The sequence below is a fragment of the Azohydromonas lata genome, assembly GCF_034427735.1.
GTDB classification, from domain to species: Bacteria; Pseudomonadota; Gammaproteobacteria; order Burkholderiales; family Burkholderiaceae_C; genus Azohydromonas; species Azohydromonas lata.
In genome coordinates, this window is sequence record NZ_JAXOJX010000019.1 from 52,249 (window position 1) to 68,296 (window position 16,048).

Consider the following 16,048-nt stretch of genomic DNA (forward strand, 5'->3'; position numbering starts at 1 on the left):
CGCACCGCATGCGACGCTTCTTCACGCCCTTTTTCCTGACGCTCAGCGCCATCGTGGTGCTGGGCTACGCCTACCTGGCCTGGCGGCTGGCCGGCGGGACTGTCGGCCGGCTGCTGCTGGCCGTGCCCTGCCTGCTGGTGTGGCTGGTTCCCATGGCCTATTGGGCCGGCGGGCGCGAGAGCACGCGGCGCGCCGATGAGCTGCTGCACGCCGCGAGCTACTTCAGCATGGGCTGGCTCAACTTCCTGCTGCTGTTCGCGCTGCTGCGCGACGGGCTGCTGGGCCTGGCCTGGCTGGCGGGCGCCGAGAAGGCGCGGGAGCTGCTGGCCACCACCGGCACGCCGCTGGTGTTCGCCGCCTCGCTGGCGGCGCTGGCCGTGGGAGCGCTGGCGGCGCTGCGCGGGCCGGCCGTCCAGCGCGTGAGCATTCCCGTGGCCGGGCTGGACGCGGCGCTGGAAGGTTTCAAGATCGTCCAGATCAGCGACCTGCACGTGGGGCCGACCATCGGCCGGCGCTACGTGAGCCGCGTGGTGGAGCGCGCCAACGCGCTGGCGCCGGACTTGACGGTGCTCACCGGCGACATCGTGGACGGCGCCCCGCAGCGCCTGGCGCCGCACGTGGCGCCGCTGGGCGGGCTGCGCGCGCGGCACGGCAGCGTGTTCATCCTGGGCAACCACGACTGCTATTCCGGTGCGCGGCGCTGGATCGCGCAGTTCCGCGGCCTGGGCATGCGCGTGCTGCTCAACGAGGCCCTGGTACTGGAGCACGGCGGCGCCCGACTGATCGTCGGCGGCGTGGTGGACCCGGCGCTGCGCCTGTCGGAGCCGGACCAGCAGCCCCGCGCCGACCTGGCCGCCGCGCCGCAGGCGGGGGCGGGCCTGCGCATCCTGCTGGCGCACAACCCGGCGCTGGCCGAGTTGGGCGAGCGGGCGGGCTTTGACGTCCAGCTCTCCGGCCACACGCATGCCGGCCAGTTTTTTCCGTGGACGCTGGCCGTGCGCGCGGTGCACGCACCGCATGTGGCCGGCCTGTCGCGGCAGGGAAAGATGTGGGTCTACGTCTGCCCCGGCACCGGCAGCTGGGGGCCGCCGGTGCGCTTTGGCACGCGCACGGAGCTGACGCTGCTGGAGCTCAGGCGGTCGGACGGTGCCGCCGCGCCAACAGCCGGGCGTGCTCAGTAAGCCGGCACCACCTGCGGCACGCTGAAGTCGCGTCCCACGCCGTTGAGGGCGCGGTCGAAATTGTCGCGGGCGCGCTGGCTCAAGGCCGCGAGGTCCACGGCGCCGCTGGCGTCGCAGGGAAAGCTCAGGCCGCGCCCGGTGAACAGGCAGTTGAAGCGCAGTTCGAAACCGTCGGCCGCGCCGGGGTTGGGCAGGGCTGCAAATGAACGAGTCGTCAGGGACATGGCTACTTCTCCTGGTCACTCACGGGAACCGCCCGCCGGCGCCTTCGTGCCGGCAGCCTGCCGCCTTCACACCAGCCTCGGCTCCCTCCTGAAAATCAGCGTAGGGGCAGGCGGCGGGAACTGCTGCGGCATCTGCACGCTTGCCACGGGCTGTTACACGGCTTCCTTGTCAGGCTGCCGCTAGGCGGAAATCTTTCACACTGCGCTTACAGGCGTCTTCCATCCTTGGGCGGCCCTACGGTGGGCGGACCGGTTTTGCCCCAAGAGCGGCCCAGGCAATGCCTGGGCATCAAAGCTGCTCTAGGGGCTCAACGCAGTTTTCGCAGTTCCAGCCGGTTCAGGGGTGACGGCCAAAAGCAGGCACCCGGCCACTGGCGCCCGTCCATGCACGACTTCAGTCCCGACGGCGGCAAGCCGCACCCTGCTCACCCGGCCACCCCGGTCGAATCCGAGGGCTTCGCATCGCGCGGCGACGGGCGCGACATCTTCTTTGCCGCCGTCGAGGCCACGCGCATGCCCATGGTGGTGGCCGATCCGCGGCTGCCGGACACGCCCATCGTCTTCGCCAACAACGCCTTCCTGGACATGACCGGCTACGCCCAGGAGGAGGTGCTTGGGCGCAACTGCCGCTTCCTGCAGGGGCCGGACACCGACCGCGCCGTGGTGGACCAGATACGGCAAGCCGTGGCGCGCCAGCAGGAGATCGCCGTGGAGCTGATCAACTACCGCAAGGACGGCAGCAGCTTCTGGAACGCGCTGTTCCTCACGCCGGTGCGCAATCCGGAGGGCGAGCTGATCTATTTCTTCTCCTCGCAATTGGACGTGAGCCGGCGACGCGACGCCGAAGGCGCGCTGCACCACTCGCAGAAGATGGAGGCGCTGGGCCAGCTCACCGGCGGCATCGCCCACGACTTCAACAACCTGCTGCAGGTCATCGTCAGCAACGTGGAGGTGGCCAGCACCAAGGCACGGCTGCTTGGGCTGGACGACGCGCTCATCGCCCGCGCCCTGTCCAACGTGCGCGAGGCCGCGCGCAAGTCCGGCACGCTCACGCAGCAGCTCCTGGCCTTCGCGCGCAAGCAGCAGTTGCAGGGGCGCGTGATCAATCTCAACGAGCTGGCGCAGCGGCTGTCGGACATGGCCGACCGCAGCTTGGGCGGCCACGTCGAGCTGCGGCTGGCGCTGGAGCCGGGGCTGTGGAACACGCGCATAGACCCCACGCAGGCCGAGGTGGCGCTGCTGAACCTGCTCATCAACGCGCGCGACGCCATGTCCGGCGACGGCCAGGTGGTGCTGCGCACCGCCAACCTGCGGACCGATGAGGCCGAAGCCGACGCCCACGCGCTGCCCATGCCCGGCCCCTATGTGATGCTGAGCGTGTCGGACACGGGCGAAGGCATCGCGGCCGACGTGCTGCCGCGCGTCATGGAGCCCTTCTTCACCACCAAGCCGCCCGGCCAGGGAACGGGTCTGGGTTTGTCCATGGTCTATGGCTTCGCGCGCCAGAGCGGCGGCACGGCCACCATCGAATCCACGCCCGGCCAGGGCACCACCGTGCGGCTGTACTTCCCGGCCACGCCGGACGACCAGGCCACGCGCCCCGCGCCCGCGCCGCTGCGCGCGGGCGGCAGCGGGCGCATCCTGGTGGTGGACGACCGCCCCGAGGTGGCCGAGATGGCCGCGCTGCTGCTGGAGCACGCGGGCTACGAGACGGTGCGGTGCCACGGCGCGCAGCGCGCGCTGGAGCTGCTGGAGGCGGGGCCGCCGTTTCAGTTGCTGCTCACGGACCTGATCATGCCCGGCGGCATGAACGGCGTGATGCTGGCCCGCCAGGCCCAGCAGCGCCAGCCGGCGCTGCAGGTGCTGCTCATGACGGGCTTTGCCGACGGCACGCCCGCACGCCACGGCGGCGGCCATTACGACATCGTCTTCAAACCCTTCTCAGCCGAGGAGCTGGAGGCCAAGGTGCGGCTGGCGCTGGCGCGCCCCGCGGCCGGGCACGCGGCCTGATACTCCCGCCACCACCACCTGCCGCTGCGCATGCCACCCCCCAGCCGCCTTCCCGCCGCAGCCCAAGTGCTGCCGCCGGGCACCGTCATCTCGCTGGACAACTGCGACCGCGAGCCCATACACGTGCCCGGCGCCATACAGCCCCACGGTGCGCTGCTGGCGCTGGACCGCTTGGGGCGCCTGAGCCACGCCAGCGCCAACGCGCGCGCCCTGCTGGGACCGCTGCCCGCCTTCGGCCAGCCGCTGCGCGCCAGCGACTTGGGCAGCCAGGCGGCCGCGCACGAGCTTATACGCGAGGCGCTGCGGACCAACGCGGTGGACGGCGAGCTGGGCCTGCGCTCCGCGCCTATGGAGCTGGACGGGCACTGCTTCGACGCCGTGGTGCACGCCCACAACCAGCACGTGATCTGCGAGTTCGAGCGCCGCGAGCAAAGCGCCGAGGAGCGCGCCGCCTTCGCGCAAAAGGCCTACCGCTCCATGGGCAGCCTCAAGCGCCAGCCCAGCATCGAGCGCCTCATGGAGGAGGCGGTGGCGCAGATTCGCGACATGACCGGCTTCGATCGCGTCATGGGCTACCGCTTTCGCCACGACGACAGCGGCGACGTGGTGGCCGAGGCGCGGCGCGACGATCTGGAGCCCTACCTGGGCCGCCGCTACCCGGCCAGCGACATCCCCGCGCAGGCGCGGCGGCTGTACGTGCTCAACACGCTGCGGCTGATTGCCGACGTCACCTACGAGCCCGTGCCGCTGCTGGCCGGCGACGCCGCCTCGCCCCCGCTGGACCTGAGCCACAGCGTGCTGCGCAGCGTTTCGCCCATACACGTGGAGTACCTGCGCAACTTGGGCGTGGCGGCGTCGATGAGCGTGTCCATCGTGGTGGGCGCGCGGCTGTGGGGAATGATCGCCTGCCATCACATGGCACCGCTGCAGGTGCCCTTCGCGGTGCGGCTGGCCTGTGACGTGCTCGCGCAACTGCTGGCCTCCACCGTGCAGTCGCTGGACGCCAAGGCGCGCGAGGCCTCGGTGGCGCGCGCGGCCTGGCTGCGCACCGAGCTCATAGGCCGCGTGGCCACGGGCGAGACGGTGGAGGACGTGCTGGTGGCCGAGGCGCCGCTGATCGCCGACAACCTGGGCTGCGACGCGCTGGTGGTGGCCGGCGGCGAGCGGCTGCACGTGCACGGGCTGGTGGACGCGGCCTGGGCTCAGGCGCTGTTGGGCGCGCTGGCGCGACGCGAGGGCACGCTCGTTCACATCACCCGCGCCGAGGAGCTGCCCTCCTCGCCGGACGGCGCCGCGCCGCCCGCCACTTCGCGCTATTGCGGCGTGCTGGCCCTGGGCTACGACCGCGCCGGCGGCGGCTGGCTCATTGGGCTGCGGCGCGAGCAGGTGCAGACCATACGCTGGGGCGGCAAGCCCGATAAGGCGATCGCGCACGGGCCGCTTGGACCGAGGCTGACGCCAAGGGGGTCGTTTGCCGAATGGCGCGAAACGGTGCACGGCACGGCCGTGCCCTGGGACGAGACGCAGCTCGAAATCGCCCGCCAGTTGCTGGACGCGCTCAGCCGGGCGCACGCCGACCGCGTCATGACGCTGGACCGGGCCCGCACCCAGCTTTGGGCCGTGCTGGGCCACGACCTGCGCAACCCGCTGCAGTCCATCAGCATGGCCGCGCAGGTCATAGGCCGCGCCGGCAGCAGCGAGCGCATGAACTCGGTGCTGCGCAACTCGGCTCACCGCATGGAGCGGCTCATCGCCGACGTGCTGGACATCTCGCGGCTGCAAAGCGGCTTGGGCCTGGGCATGAGCTTCCAGTGCACCGACCTTGTCCCGCTGCTGGAGCAACTGGTGGAAGAGGTGCTGGTGGCGTACCCGGAAACGGTGATAGCGCGCAAGTTGCCCGCGCAACTGCGGGCAGACGTGGACGCGGGCCGCTTCGCCCAAGTCATCGCCAACCTGCTGAGCAACGCGCGCCAGCACGGCAGCGGCGGCATCGTGATCGAGGCCCGGCAGGAAGCGGGCGAGGCCGTGATCGTGGTGTGCAACCCCAGCAAGCCCATCCCTTCGGACATCGCCGCCAGCTTGTTCGACCCCTTCAAGCGCGAGTCGCTGCGCAATGCGCGCAACCCCAGCGGCATGGGGCTGGGCCTGTACATCGCCAACCAGGTGGCCCGCGGCCACGGCGGACAGTTGCGCTACGAGGCCCGCGGCAACGACGTCTGTTTCACGCTGCGGCTGCCGCTGAAGCAGGCGGCGCCAGCCTGAGGGGCAGCGTCAGCGCGAAACGCCAGCGCCGGTGGCGGCCCGCGGGGGCCGCCACCGGCGTCATGGCCGTGGCAGGGAAGGAAGGAGGGCGGCAGCCGGAGCTGCGCGGATCGGGAAAAGCGGCAAGGGGAGAAGGGAGGAGTAGTCAACCCGGCCCGCGATTCGCCCTGGAAAGGGATCAGTGTTCGGCGGACAGCGCCTTGTGTTTGGCGCTGCCCATGAAAGGCATGTTGCAGGGGAAAAGTTAGGCCAGTCTTAGACGCCGGTGCCCGCGTCACCCGGCTTTGAGCCAGCTTCGCCGTCCCCACGGCGCAGCGGCGAAAGCAGGTGGCGCAGGCCGTTGTGGTCCACCTCGTGCATGAGGGCCAGCAGGCTGCCGAGCTGTCCCTTGGGAAAGCCCGTGCGGGCGAACCATTGCAGGTAGGGGCCGGGCAGGTCGGCAATCGCCCTGCCCTTGTACTTGCCGTAGGGCATGACGGTGTCCACCAGTTGCTGCAGTTGCGCTTGTGCCATGGCGCGATTGTCGGCCGCGGCCGGCGTGGCCTGGCGGAGCGGCACCTCAGCGCGCGAGCACCTCGCGCTGCTTCATGGCGAGGTACTCGGCCTGCGTGGTCTCGTGCAGTTGCGCCGGGTAGCGCTCCAGCGCGGCGTGGAAGCGGCGCAGCCGCTCCTGCACCGGGGCGGACGCGGTGGCCACAAAGGAATCGATGGCCAGGAAGTAGCGCATGGTGTTGCGCTCGGCCACGCCCTGCATGCCGCGCACGAACTGCGCGTGGCCCTGCTCGTCGCGGTCCACGATGCTGAAGCCCACCTTGTCGCGCCCCGCGCTGGCGAGATAGGCGCTGGTGGCCAGCCGCGCGGCCAAGCCCATCTCGTAGGCGTAGGACATGTGCATGAAGGTGCGCCCGCCCGGCGCGGGCACGGCCTGCAGGCGCAGCCTGTAGTTCTGCGTGCCCAGGGGGCCCTGGTCGGCCGACAGCGCCACGGCAAAGAAGTCGTCCTGCCGCGCCGGCACGGCGAAGCGGAAGGCCAGGCTTTGCGCCTCGTCCACCGGGTCGGTGTAGCGGCGCGCCACGCCCACTTCCAGTTGCTGCGCCGCACCCTCGCCGGCGGAAGGCGCACAGCGCTTGACGTTGGTTTGCAGCAGCAGGATGTCGCACCAGTGGCGCGGCTGGCGCAGCGCGCCGGCCACGGCGTCGAAGGGCTGGTCGAGCACGGCCCACACCTCGCCCAGCGGCGCGCTGGTGGAGTCGTTGGACTGCAGCAGCAGCGGCCGGCCGAAGGGGCTGGAAGCGAGCCGAGGCTCCAGCTCGGACAACCGTGCCCGCAGCGCCTGCGCGTCGCCCTCGCCGCCCTGCGCCGCGGCGGTGTTCGGGGCGATGCAAGCCAGGCCGCCGGACAAGCCGGCCACCGCCAGGGCAAGGCGCAGGGCCGAAGAACGAACCGCAGAAGGAAGAAGGTGCTTCACCGCCAAGCTGGGGCAAGCACCGTTCCAGGCATGCCGCACCGGCGGTGCGGGCGAGCCGGCCGCAGCATCGCGGCGGCTTGCGGCCGGCTTCAGCCCAGGCTGGGCGCGGCGCTTTCCTTGTCGTAGCCCAGGGCAGGCGCGACGGTGCGTTGCAGCATCGTGGCGCGGCCCACGGGGGCGGAACCCTGGTTGCTGAAGCCTTGGCCATCGTCGCTGCCGTCCAGGCGGAAGGCGCTCACCGCCAGTGCCAGGCGCTGCGACTGTTCGCGCAGGCTCTCGGCGGCGGCGGCGGACTCTTCCACCATGGCAGCGTTCTGCTGTGTCATGCGGTCCAGGCTTTGCACCGACTGGTCCACCTGCGCGATGCCGCAGGACTGGCTGTGCGTGGCGGCGCTGATCTCGGCGATGACGGCGGTGACGCGCTGCACGCCCGCCACGATCTCCTCCATCGCGTTGCCGGCTTCCTTGACCAGCCTGGTGCCGCCCTCGACCCTCTCGGTCGAGGCGCTGATCAGGTCCTTGATCTCCTTGGCCGCTTCGGCGGAGCGCTGCGCCAGGGCGCGCACCTCGCCGGCCACGACGGCGAAGCCGCGGCCCTGCTCGCCGGCGCGCGCCGCTTCCACCGCGGCGTTCAGGGCCAGGATGTTGGTCTGGAAGGCAATGCCGTCGATCACGGCGATGATTTCGCCGATGCGCTGCGAGGCGTCGTTGATGCCGCCCATGCTGTTCATGACCTGCTCGACGATCTCGCCGCCGCGCTGGGCCGACACGGTGGCGGCGCTGGCCAGGCCGTCGGCCGTGCGCGCGGCCTGGGCCGTGTGCGACACCGAGCCGGTGAGCGTGGACATGGAGGAGGCCGTGTGCTGCAGGTCGGCCGACGTCTTCTCAGTGCGCGAGCTCAAGTCCTGGCTGCCCGCGGCGATCTCGTTGGAGGCGGAGGCGATGGCGTTGGCGGCGTGCCGTATGGTGCCCACGGTCTCGCGCAGCCGCGCGGTCATGATGGAGACGGCATCCTGCAGCGAGCCCGGCACCGCCGGGCCGCGCGCCATGTCGGCGCGCAGGTCGCCGCTGGCCACGCGCTGCACGAAGCGCTGCAGCCGCGAGGGCTCGTCGCCCAGCTCACGCCACACCGAAGTGACGATGAGCCGCGAGGCCACGCCCAGCACCAGCAGCACCAGCGTGCCCGTGCCCAGGTTGAGCAGCGTGTTGGTCTGCACGTCGGAGACGGCTTCGGACTGCGCGCTGTCCACGGCCGCCTCGGCCGTGCTTTGCTGCTCGGAGAGCCGCTTGTTGAAGTCCGCTTGGGCGGATTGCATGCGCGGCACCAGTTCGGCCGCGGGCCCGCCGGTGAGCATGGCACGGGTGACGGCGATGGCGGCCTGCTGGTAGGCATCGAAGGCGTCGCCCAGCGCCTTGGACGCGCCGGCCTTGCCCTGCAGCGCCGCCGCCTCCGTCACCGCTTCACGCACCGCGGCGATCGCGGGTTCGACGTCCTTGATCTTTTCCTCGTCGCCTTCAGCGGCTGCGGACTGCAGTGTCAGGCGGAACTGCTCGGCGCTCTGCGAGATGCGCCCCATCCTGGCCAGGTAGGGGTAATCCACCGCGCGCAGCTGCTCGATGCGCTCGGTGGTGCGCATGCCCAGCAGGAAGCTTGCGCCAAGGCCGACGCCGAAGACGACCGTTGCGCACAAAGGCAGCATCCAGATCTTGGTGCGGAAGTTCATGTGAAGTGCTCCTTGACCCAGCCCCACGGCGAGGCTGGACGCGGGTCAGTCGACGTTCAACAGCACCTTGACGCTGCCGTCCACGGCCGACTTGTCGATGTAGCCCACCGTCTTGGGATCGGCCGCCACGGCCTTCTTCACGGCAGCGGCGTCAGGCAGTTCCTTGGGCAACTGGCCGTTGCCCGAGAACACCAGTCGCGACCACGTCGAGCGCACCTGGGCCAGCGTGCGGCCGGTGAGCTTGGTGTAGAAATCGGCACGGATGGCAGCGGATTCGGGCTGGTCCACCGGCGTGCGCGCGGTGTTCTTGCCCAGGAACACGTCAGCGGCCTGCTCCTTGGTCAGGGCCGCCGCGGACTGGTTGCCGATCACGACGATCTCGGCCCGGACGCCGGCGGCTGCCGACAACGCCACGGCCGCAGCGATGAGGCGAATGTTGCGCATACCCACTCCCGGTCAGAACACGAAATCAACCGCGATGCTCCAGACGCGCACGCTGGGCGGCGTCAGTTGGAACGGCCAGGAGGGGTCCATGAAGGCGTAGTCGGTGTGCGTCACGCGCTCGAACTGCGCTTTCACCGCCACGTTGCGGTAGGCGTCCCAGCGCACGCCGACGGCGCGCGTGATGCCCTTGGGGATGTCGCCCGGGGCGGATGCGAGCAGGTTGGGGTTGTAGCCGCGATAGCCTTCGCCCTTGGGCTTGAAGTGGCTGAAAGTCACGTAGGGCGTCCACGCGCCCAAGCGGTAGCCGCCGCTGATGTAGTAGCTGTCGGAGTTGACCGAGCCGTCGCCCGCGGGGCCCGGGTGGCCCGGATTCTTGAAGCGCCGGGTGACGTATTCGGCCATGGCCACGGCCTGGCCGTCGTCGTACTGCAGGCCCAGGTTGGTGAAGGTGTCCTTGCCGTCGGGATCCAGGTTGAGGTAGTCGCCCTTGAGCTCGACGTCCTTGCCCACCGTGCGGCTGGCCGACAGGGTCCAGAAGCCCTTTTCCAGGGACAGGGCCAGCGAGTACAGGCGCGGGTACTTGAGCTCCGCCTTGGGCTTGTCCAGCAGGTAGATGTCGCCCTTGCTCTTACCGGCCGAGCCGCGCACCGTCACGTTGACGTCATCCACGGCGCTGGCCCAGCGGGCCTGCACGCCGTCGAACGAGGTCAGCGAGTAGGCGCCGTACACCTCCACCGGCGCTCGCAGCCAGTAGTGGGCGTAACCGACGTTGCGGTTGTCCGACACCATGAAGATGGGCAGCACCATGCGGCCCACGCGCAGGTCCAGGGCCTGCGTGGGCTTGGCTTGCGCATACAGCCATTCGACTTGCGGACCCTGCTGGCCGTCGCGGCGGCTGGTCAGCACCTGGCCGACGGCGGAAAAGGTGTCGTTGTGCGTGTAGGTGCCCTGCAGGCCCAGCCGGGTGTCCACGCCGAAGTCCACCGAGCGCGTGGCGCCACGGTCCTGGCGGGGGCCGGAGCGGAACTGCGCCTCGTCGGTGTTGGTCTTCACGCCGCCCACCGTGCCGTACCCGCTGAAGGCAAATCCCTGGTCAGCAGCTTGCGACGCCGTGGCACAGACGGTCATCAATGCGGCAAAAGCTAGAGATGAATTTCGCTTTAGATTCATTTCAACTCCCTCTTTATTTCTTTAAATCAGCTTTGAAAACGGACCGCAAAGGCACCCGGACCTCTGCGAAGCACTTTCAGACCAGTTCTGTTTCCCAACAAAACTAGCCTACGCCACGGAATTGCATGGACCTTACAAAGCCGCGAAACGTGGCTCACGAGGCACGAGCAAAACAATAAATACCCGAAAGGCAAATGGCGAACGGGGCCGTTTCCCGCAGCCCCCGAAATCCTCCGCCGCCGGGCTGAAACAGCGGCCTGCCGCACCCCAGCGTACGGGCTGCGCCAAGGGGCGGATGGCGCCAAACGCTCCATGCGACTGACGAGTAGGGACGGGGGACAACGCGACGAACCACCCGAAGCAGGAACCATCATCAAATACCAAGAGAACGCACGCCTCTCATGCAGCAAACGATTTCTTGAGGCACCGAAAACCACCGGGAGCAACTGCTCGGGCAAAATTTATTTCATGAATGCGGCTCTCGGCCGCCGAAATCAGGCTCAATTTCGTCCGACCCCGGCAGACCCATACAGCTCACTCATAAAATTTTTCCACTCACGGTATCGCGAGCACAGGCGCAAGGGCTGGACACCAATGCATGCGCAAACTGCCTAGGAAAGAGAAGTTGGCTGCTGCGGGGGCTCCTGTGGGTAGACCTGAATGCGCGCAAGGACCGCACCGGCATGCCGAACAACCGCATTACCTCGCGCGCACCGGCGCTGAACCTCGTGTCAGCGTCCTGGGGCCCACAAGCCCCGGCCACATCCAGCACCGCAGGGGTTCTTGGAGTCAGTCAGGGTCTTGCACAGCCCGAGCAGGGGATTGCGAAACTGGTTTGATTCTAGTGTGTCTGTTTGATAGTTTGCAAAGTGTTCGCAATGTTTGGAAACTTTTCTGGCTGCATGTGCTGATGCACCACAACCTCCCGGCGTTGTCCAAGGGACCGCGTGATGAATGGCACGCACATCGCACGGGCTGCGTGGGGCATGTCGTGGGGAATTGGCACCCGCCCATGACGAAGGCCGCCTTGCAGCCGCACGCATGGTGCGACCGCAAGGCGGCCCGGAGTGGGTCAATAAGAAATGCGCGCCGGCGGCGCGCGGCAGTGTCTGTTATTGAACGATGAAGTTGACGAAGTTCACGGCCTTGATGGGCAGCTTGGCCGGCTTGTGCGACTTCTTGCGCTTGCCCGCGCCGGCGTGGGCGGAGGCGTCACTCTCCATGAAGTCCTCGGCGTTGAGGTCGTAGCCCAGCGGGCGCAGCGCCTGTGCCTGCATCTCGGCGGCCAGCAGGCGGCGGCCTCCGTCAGTGCGCACGTCCTCCGAGGTCTTGTTGGCCACGGCCATCAGAAGATTGTTGCGGATCACGGGCATGAAGGCCTTGACGTGATCGGAGGACTTGTCGTCCTCCACTTCCAGTGCGATGACGATCTGCGCGTAGCGGTCGACGTCCCGGTCGGCCAGATTGATGGTGATGGGCTCCAGGTTCACGAACAGCGGAGCGTGCTTGGGGTCGAAAGCCTCGGGCTGCTTGTTCTTGGCCGGCGCGGCGTCGACTTCGACTTCGTCCTCCTCCGCGTGCGCCGTACGCGCCTTGAACACCATGAAGCCCCCAGCAGCGGCCGCCAGCAGCACCACCACGGCCAGCACAATGATGATGAGCTTCTTGTGCCCCTTCTTGGGTGTGTCAACGGCAAGGGCTGCGGCAGCGGACATGTGGTCTCCAGTCAACCGTGGAATTCAAGTGTTTACAGGGCCGGGCCAACCGCACCACGGTGGCTGTGGGCCGGGCCATTTGGGCAGCGGCTGCGTCAGGCGACGCCGCATCCGGTGCAGCGCTAGCGCCCTTGGACGCGGCGATGGATGCCCCGTTTGAGCCGGCCTCCTGGCCAAGAATCTGCGCCGGAACCATGCTGTCGAGGCTTGGCAACCGGCCTATGCATTGAAGCAAACACAGATCAAGCAATCGTGCAATGTTTGCAAAATGTCATGCGGCCACGGCGATGATTTGGCGCGGGCCGCCCAGCACCGCCACCGCCGCGGCGCGGCGCGGCGGGAGATAGGAGGGTCGCCAGGCCGGGCCCAGCCCCAATACCCCGGCGGACATTCCCCACCACCAATTCGCACAGGACCGGCGGGTTGGCCCGCCGTATTAATTCAGCCCAGCCAGGCCACGCCCGCGGCGCCCAGCCCCGTGATGCCGCCCAAGGTGGCCAGCAAGCGCACCGGCTCCGCACCCCAGCGCTTGCGCCGGGCATGCACGGCCAACCCCAGCACCAGCAGCGCCAGCGAGCTCAGGAACACGACGGCAAAGATTTCCACGGCATCCATGGCAAGCCTCCTTGTTGCGAGGCAGCCAGTTTCCAAGGCGGCGATGGCCGCATCCAGCAGGCCGTTGCGAAGTAATCGTTCGGCTGCACGGAAGTTGCCCGCGTCATCGGCTGCAGCGGTGGTTCAGGCAGCGCGCACTGCGCGCCTGAAGACACGGTCACGAACATTGCCGCCTCGACATACCGGGTTTCGTACGGCAGCCGCGCCACATATTGGGATGGCACAAACCCGGCAAAGGATGGAATTGAATATGTCAGCAAATGTGCGCTGCTAGCATGGGGTGCGTTTTTGAATATGCAAGGAGGTCACATGCAAAATATTCTGATCCTGGAGGATTTGCCGCAAGTTCGGACCTGGCTGAAATGCCTGGTCAACGAATTGTTTCCTCAAGCCAGTATTTCCGAGAGCGCACGTGTGCATGACGCGATAGGCCTGGTTTCCGTTCTCAACTTCGACCTCGCGCTGATCGACTTGGGCTTGCCTGACGGGTCGGGCGTGGACGTGGTGGCCACGCTGCGGGAAAAGCAGCCGGCGGCGCAGCCGGTGGTGGTGTCCATACACGACGACGACGGCCACCTCTTCCCCGCGCTGCAGGCCGGCGCCTACGGCTACATCCTGAAGGAACAGCCGCGTGAGATGGTGATGGAGCAACTGCAGCGCATCAGCCAGGGCGAGCCGCCGCTGTCGCCTTCCATCGCCCGGCGCGTCATGGCCTACTTCGCCGCGCTGCCCAAGCCGCAAGCCTCGCTCATGCCGCACGTGAAGCTCACCGAGCGCGAAAGCGACGTGCTGCTGCGCGTGGCCAAGGGTTTCACGCTGCCGGAGATCGGTGTGCAGCTCAACCTTTCGCGCCACACGATTGCCGACTATGTCAAGCAGATCTACCGCAAGCTCAACGTGAGCTCGCGCGCCGAAGCCGCGCTGGAGGCGCAGCGCCTGGGCCTGTTCAACAGCAGCCACTCCAGCAACCACAACCGCCACTTCTGAGCTGGCGCGCCATCCCGGCGCGCGGCGGCGCGGCTCCCCGCTCAGGAGCTGCCCGTGGAGTCCAGCCAGCTCTGCACCTGCGGCTGCGGCCAGGACAGCTCGACCAGGATGCCGCTCTGGTCGCTGAGCCGGTAGCCTTCGGCGCTGGCCGGCCAGGCTTCTAGGCGGCTCTCCAGGCCCTCCAGCGCCGAGAAGCACACGTGCGCCACGCCGGCGCGGCCCACGCCCTGCTCCAGCGGGTCGCGCTTGTCGTCGGTGGTCAGGCACTGCAGCCCGGCGTCGGCCAGGCCCTGCAGCAGGCTGTGGCGCGGGTCCACGCTGCCGTAGGAGGCGGTGGCGTCCAGGTTGGCATTGAAGTCGCCGGCCACGCACAGCGCGTGGTCCGGAAACTCCTGGCGCAGCCGCAGCCACTCGGCGCGCTGGCGCTGCACCATGTCCAGGTGGCGCTGCCAGGACAAGGCCGGGCGCTGCACCACGCCGCCCTGCGCGGGCGAGATCACGGTGCCGTAGACCAGCAGCGGGCGGTCCAGCCAGGGCACCTCCAGCCGCGCCGCGACGGTGGACAAGGCGTCCTCCGTGGCCACCGGCCGCAGCGCGAACCTGGACCACAGGACGACGCGGTGCTCGCCCTTCTGATGGAAATCGCCATGCGGCGCCGAGCTGCTGACGTGGCCGCCAGGGGGGATGTTGGCGTCGTGCGCCTCGGTGAGCACCCACAGGTCCGCATTGCGCTGCTGCAGCGCATGAATCTGCCGCGGGATGCGGGTGCGGTGAAAAGCGCCGGAGCGCCCAAGGTTCCAGGTGCCAATGCGCACTGAATGCAAATCGCGCCTCCGCCATGAGCCAACACAAACGCAGCGGTGCCGCCTGCGCACCCGTGCAGGCGGCACCGCTGCCCTGCCCTGCGTGGAGCAACGCGCGCGCCCGCGGCCGCCGTGGCACAGGGCGGCAAGGATCAGGGCTGCTCGGCCAGGGCCTCGGCCAGCGCGGCCACCAGCCGGTCTATCTCTTCCCGCGTGACGTGGAAAGGCGGCGCGAGCTGGAGGGTGTCGCCGCCGAAGCGCACATAAAACCCCTTTTGCCAGCAGCGCATGGCGATCTCGAACGGGCGGCGCGCCGGCTCGCCCGGCAGCGCGGCAATGGTCAGCCCCGCGGCCAGGCCGTAGTTGCGTATGTCCAGCACGTGCGGGCTGCCCTTGAGGCCGTGCACCGCGCTCTCGAAGTACGGGGCGATGGCGCGCACCGTGGCCGGCGCGTCCTCGCGCTCCAGCAGCTCCAGCGAAGCCAGCGCCGCGGCGCACGCCACGGGGTGGGCCGAGTAGGTGTAGCCGTGCGGGAACTCGACGTTGTAGTCGGCGCCCCCGGCGGCCATGAAGGCGTCGTGGATCTCGGCGCTGGCCACCACGCCGCCCATGGGAATCGCGCCGTTGGTGACCTGCTTGGCGAAGTTGAGGATGTCCGGCGTCACGCCGAAGGCCTCGGCGCCCGTCCACGCGCCGGCGCGGCCGAAGCCGGTGATGACCTCGTCGAAGATCAGCAGGATGTTGTGCTGCGTGCAGATCTCGCGCAGCCGCTGCAGGTAGCCCACGGGCGGGACGACCACACCGGCCGAGCCGGAGAACGGCTCGACGATGACGGCGGCGATGTTGGAGGCGTCGTGCAGGTTGATGAGCTCCAGCAGCTCGTCGGCGCGCTCGCGTCCCGTGGCGGGCTGGCCGCGGCTGAACTCGTTGCCCGGCAGCAGCGTGTGCGGCAGGTGGTCGGCGTTGAGGCCCTCGCCGTACAGCTTGCGGTTGCCCACCAGGCCGCCGACGCTGATGCCGCCGAAGTTCACGCCGTGGTAGCCCTTCATGCGGCCTATGAGCCGCGTCTTGCTCGGCTGGCCACGCATGCGCCAGTAGGCGCGCGCCATCTTCAGCGACGTGTCCGCCGCCTCGGAGCCGGAGCCCACGAAGAACACGTGGTCCAGCCCCGCGGGCATGTGCGAGACGATGCGCTCGGCCAACTGGAAGGACAGCGGGTGGCCGAACTGGAAGGCGGGCACGTAGTCCAGCCTGGCGACCTGGCGGGCGACGGCCTCGCTGATCTCGCGCCGGCCGTGGCCCAGGCCGCAGGTCCAGAGGCCGGAGAGGCCGTCGAACACTTGCCGCCCCTGCGCGTCGCGGTAGTAGTGGCCTTGCGCCTCCACGAGCAGCCGCGGGTCGGCCTTGAACTGGCGGTTGCCGGTGAAGGGCATCCAGTGGGCGCG

Annotated in this window: 14 protein-coding genes; 4 read left to right on the forward strand and 10 right to left on the reverse strand. The window is 69.0% G+C overall.

Annotated elements, in window-relative coordinates:
* Window positions 1–8: 8 nt before the first annotated feature.
* Complete coding sequence (locus tag SM757_RS13140) at window positions 9–1,181, forward strand: metallophosphoesterase (protein WP_322465814.1); 1,173 nt, start codon at window positions 9–11, stop codon at window positions 1,179–1,181.
* On the opposite strand, the gene SM757_RS13145 is transcribed toward SM757_RS13140, so the two are convergent.
* On the reverse strand, window positions 1,175–1,405 hold the full coding sequence (locus SM757_RS13145; RefSeq protein WP_322465815.1) for a hypothetical protein: 231 nt from the start codon (window positions 1,403–1,405) through the stop codon (window positions 1,175–1,177). The genes SM757_RS13140 and SM757_RS13145 overlap by 7 nt on opposite strands.
* A 384-nt stretch (window positions 1,406–1,789) precedes the next feature.
* On the opposite strand from SM757_RS13145, the gene SM757_RS13150 reads away from it, so the two are divergent.
* Both SM757_RS13150 and SM757_RS13155 read left to right on the forward strand, forming a co-directional pair.
* The gene (locus tag SM757_RS13150; RefSeq protein WP_322465816.1) at window positions 1,790–3,415 is read left to right on the forward strand and encodes a histidine kinase famiy protein; all 1,626 of its coding nucleotides are present in this window, start codon (window positions 1,790–1,792) and stop codon (window positions 3,413–3,415) included.
* A 30-nt stretch (window positions 3,416–3,445) separates the two neighbouring features.
* On the forward strand, window positions 3,446–5,677 hold the full coding sequence (locus SM757_RS13155; RefSeq protein WP_322465817.1) for an ATP-binding protein: 2,232 nt from the start codon (window positions 3,446–3,448) through the stop codon (window positions 5,675–5,677).
* A gap of 255 nt (window positions 5,678–5,932) precedes the next feature.
* Here the strand turns inward: SM757_RS13155 and SM757_RS13160 are convergent, their stop codons facing one another.
* The 7 genes from SM757_RS13160 to SM757_RS13190 all read right to left on the reverse strand — a co-directional run bounded on the left by SM757_RS13160 (window position 5,933) and on the right by SM757_RS13190 (window position 12,813).
* Window positions 5,933–6,190 carry a DUF3820 family protein gene (locus tag SM757_RS13160; RefSeq protein ID WP_066342207.1) on the reverse strand — a complete coding sequence of 86 codons (258 nt, stop codon included), beginning with the start codon at window positions 6,188–6,190 and terminating at the stop codon, window positions 5,933–5,935.
* 46 nt (window positions 6,191–6,236) lie between these two features.
* A complete protein-coding gene (locus tag SM757_RS13165) occupies window positions 6,237–7,145 on the reverse strand; it encodes a hypothetical protein (RefSeq protein ID WP_322465818.1) in 909 nt (302 codons plus the stop codon).
* Window positions 7,146–7,234: 89 nt separating this feature from the next.
* Entirely contained in the window at window positions 7,235–8,869 is a 1,635-nt protein-coding gene (locus SM757_RS13170; RefSeq protein ID WP_322465819.1) for a methyl-accepting chemotaxis protein, read from the reverse strand.
* A gap of 45 nt (window positions 8,870–8,914) precedes the next feature.
* On the reverse strand, window positions 8,915–9,313 hold the full coding sequence (locus tag SM757_RS13175) for a hypothetical protein (protein ID WP_322465820.1): 399 nt from the start codon (window positions 9,311–9,313) through the stop codon (window positions 8,915–8,917).
* A gap of 12 nt (window positions 9,314–9,325) precedes the next feature.
* The gene (locus tag SM757_RS13180) at window positions 9,326–10,441 is read right to left on the reverse strand and encodes a hypothetical protein (RefSeq protein WP_322465821.1); all 1,116 of its coding nucleotides are present in this window, start codon (window positions 10,439–10,441) and stop codon (window positions 9,326–9,328) included.
* 1,154 nt (window positions 10,442–11,595) lie between these two features.
* The gene (locus SM757_RS13185; protein ID WP_066342722.1) at window positions 11,596–12,198 is read right to left on the reverse strand and encodes a flagellar basal body-associated FliL family protein; all 603 of its coding nucleotides are present in this window, start codon (window positions 12,196–12,198) and stop codon (window positions 11,596–11,598) included.
* Window positions 12,199–12,639: 441 nt separating this feature from the next.
* A complete protein-coding gene (locus tag SM757_RS13190) occupies window positions 12,640–12,813 on the reverse strand; it encodes a hypothetical protein (RefSeq protein WP_157119360.1) in 174 nt (57 codons plus the stop codon).
* Between the two features lie 309 nt (window positions 12,814–13,122).
* Between SM757_RS13190 and SM757_RS13195 the strand changes: the two genes are divergently transcribed.
* Window positions 13,123–13,800: a response regulator gene (locus SM757_RS13195; RefSeq protein ID WP_066342717.1), complete on the forward strand. Its 678-nt coding sequence runs from the start codon at window positions 13,123–13,125 to the stop codon at window positions 13,798–13,800.
* Between the two features lie 41 nt (window positions 13,801–13,841).
* Here the strand turns inward: SM757_RS13195 and SM757_RS13200 are convergent, their stop codons facing one another.
* Together SM757_RS13200 and SM757_RS13205 are read right to left on the reverse strand one after the other, a co-directional pair.
* Entirely contained in the window at window positions 13,842–14,615 is a 774-nt protein-coding gene (locus tag SM757_RS13200) for an endonuclease/exonuclease/phosphatase family protein (protein ID WP_407655754.1), read from the reverse strand.
* Window positions 14,616–14,755: 140 nt separating this feature from the next.
* Window positions 14,756–16,036, reverse strand: coding sequence for an aspartate aminotransferase family protein (locus SM757_RS13205; RefSeq protein ID WP_407655755.1), 1,281 nt, complete (start codon window positions 16,034–16,036; stop codon window positions 14,756–14,758).
* Window positions 16,037–16,048 lie beyond the last annotated feature (12 nt).

Excerpts from the sequence above, each read along its gene's own strand:
- SM757_RS13140 (WP_322465814.1), top strand. The coding sequence starts at position 9 with ATGCGACGCTTCTTCACGCCCTTTTTCCTGACGCTCAGCGCCATCGTG.
- SM757_RS13145 (WP_322465815.1), bottom strand. The coding sequence starts at position 1,405 with ATGTCCCTGACGACTCGTTCATTTGCAGCCCTGCCCAACCCCGGCGCG.
- SM757_RS13150 (WP_322465816.1), top strand. The coding sequence starts at position 1,790 with ATGCACGACTTCAGTCCCGACGGCGGCAAGCCGCACCCTGCTCACCCG.
- SM757_RS13155 (WP_322465817.1), top strand. The coding sequence starts at position 3,446 with ATGCCACCCCCCAGCCGCCTTCCCGCCGCAGCCCAAGTGCTGCCGCCG.
- SM757_RS13160 (WP_066342207.1), bottom strand. The coding sequence starts at position 6,190 with ATGGCACAAGCGCAACTGCAGCAACTGGTGGACACCGTCATGCCCTAC.
- SM757_RS13170 (WP_322465819.1), bottom strand. The coding sequence starts at position 8,869 with ATGAACTTCCGCACCAAGATCTGGATGCTGCCTTTGTGCGCAACGGTC.
- SM757_RS13175 (WP_322465820.1), bottom strand. The coding sequence starts at position 9,313 with ATGCGCAACATTCGCCTCATCGCTGCGGCCGTGGCGTTGTCGGCAGCC.
- SM757_RS13180 (WP_322465821.1), bottom strand. The coding sequence starts at position 10,441 with ATGACCGTCTGTGCCACGGCGTCGCAAGCTGCTGACCAGGGATTTGCC.
- SM757_RS13185 (WP_066342722.1), bottom strand. The coding sequence starts at position 12,198 with ATGTCCGCTGCCGCAGCCCTTGCCGTTGACACACCCAAGAAGGGGCAC.
- SM757_RS13190 (WP_157119360.1), bottom strand. The coding sequence starts at position 12,813 with ATGGATGCCGTGGAAATCTTTGCCGTCGTGTTCCTGAGCTCGCTGGCG.
- SM757_RS13195 (WP_066342717.1), top strand. The coding sequence starts at position 13,123 with ATGCAAAATATTCTGATCCTGGAGGATTTGCCGCAAGTTCGGACCTGG.
- SM757_RS13205 (WP_407655755.1), bottom strand. The coding sequence starts at position 16,036 with ATGCCCTTCACCGGCAACCGCCAGTTCAAGGCCGACCCGCGGCTGCTC.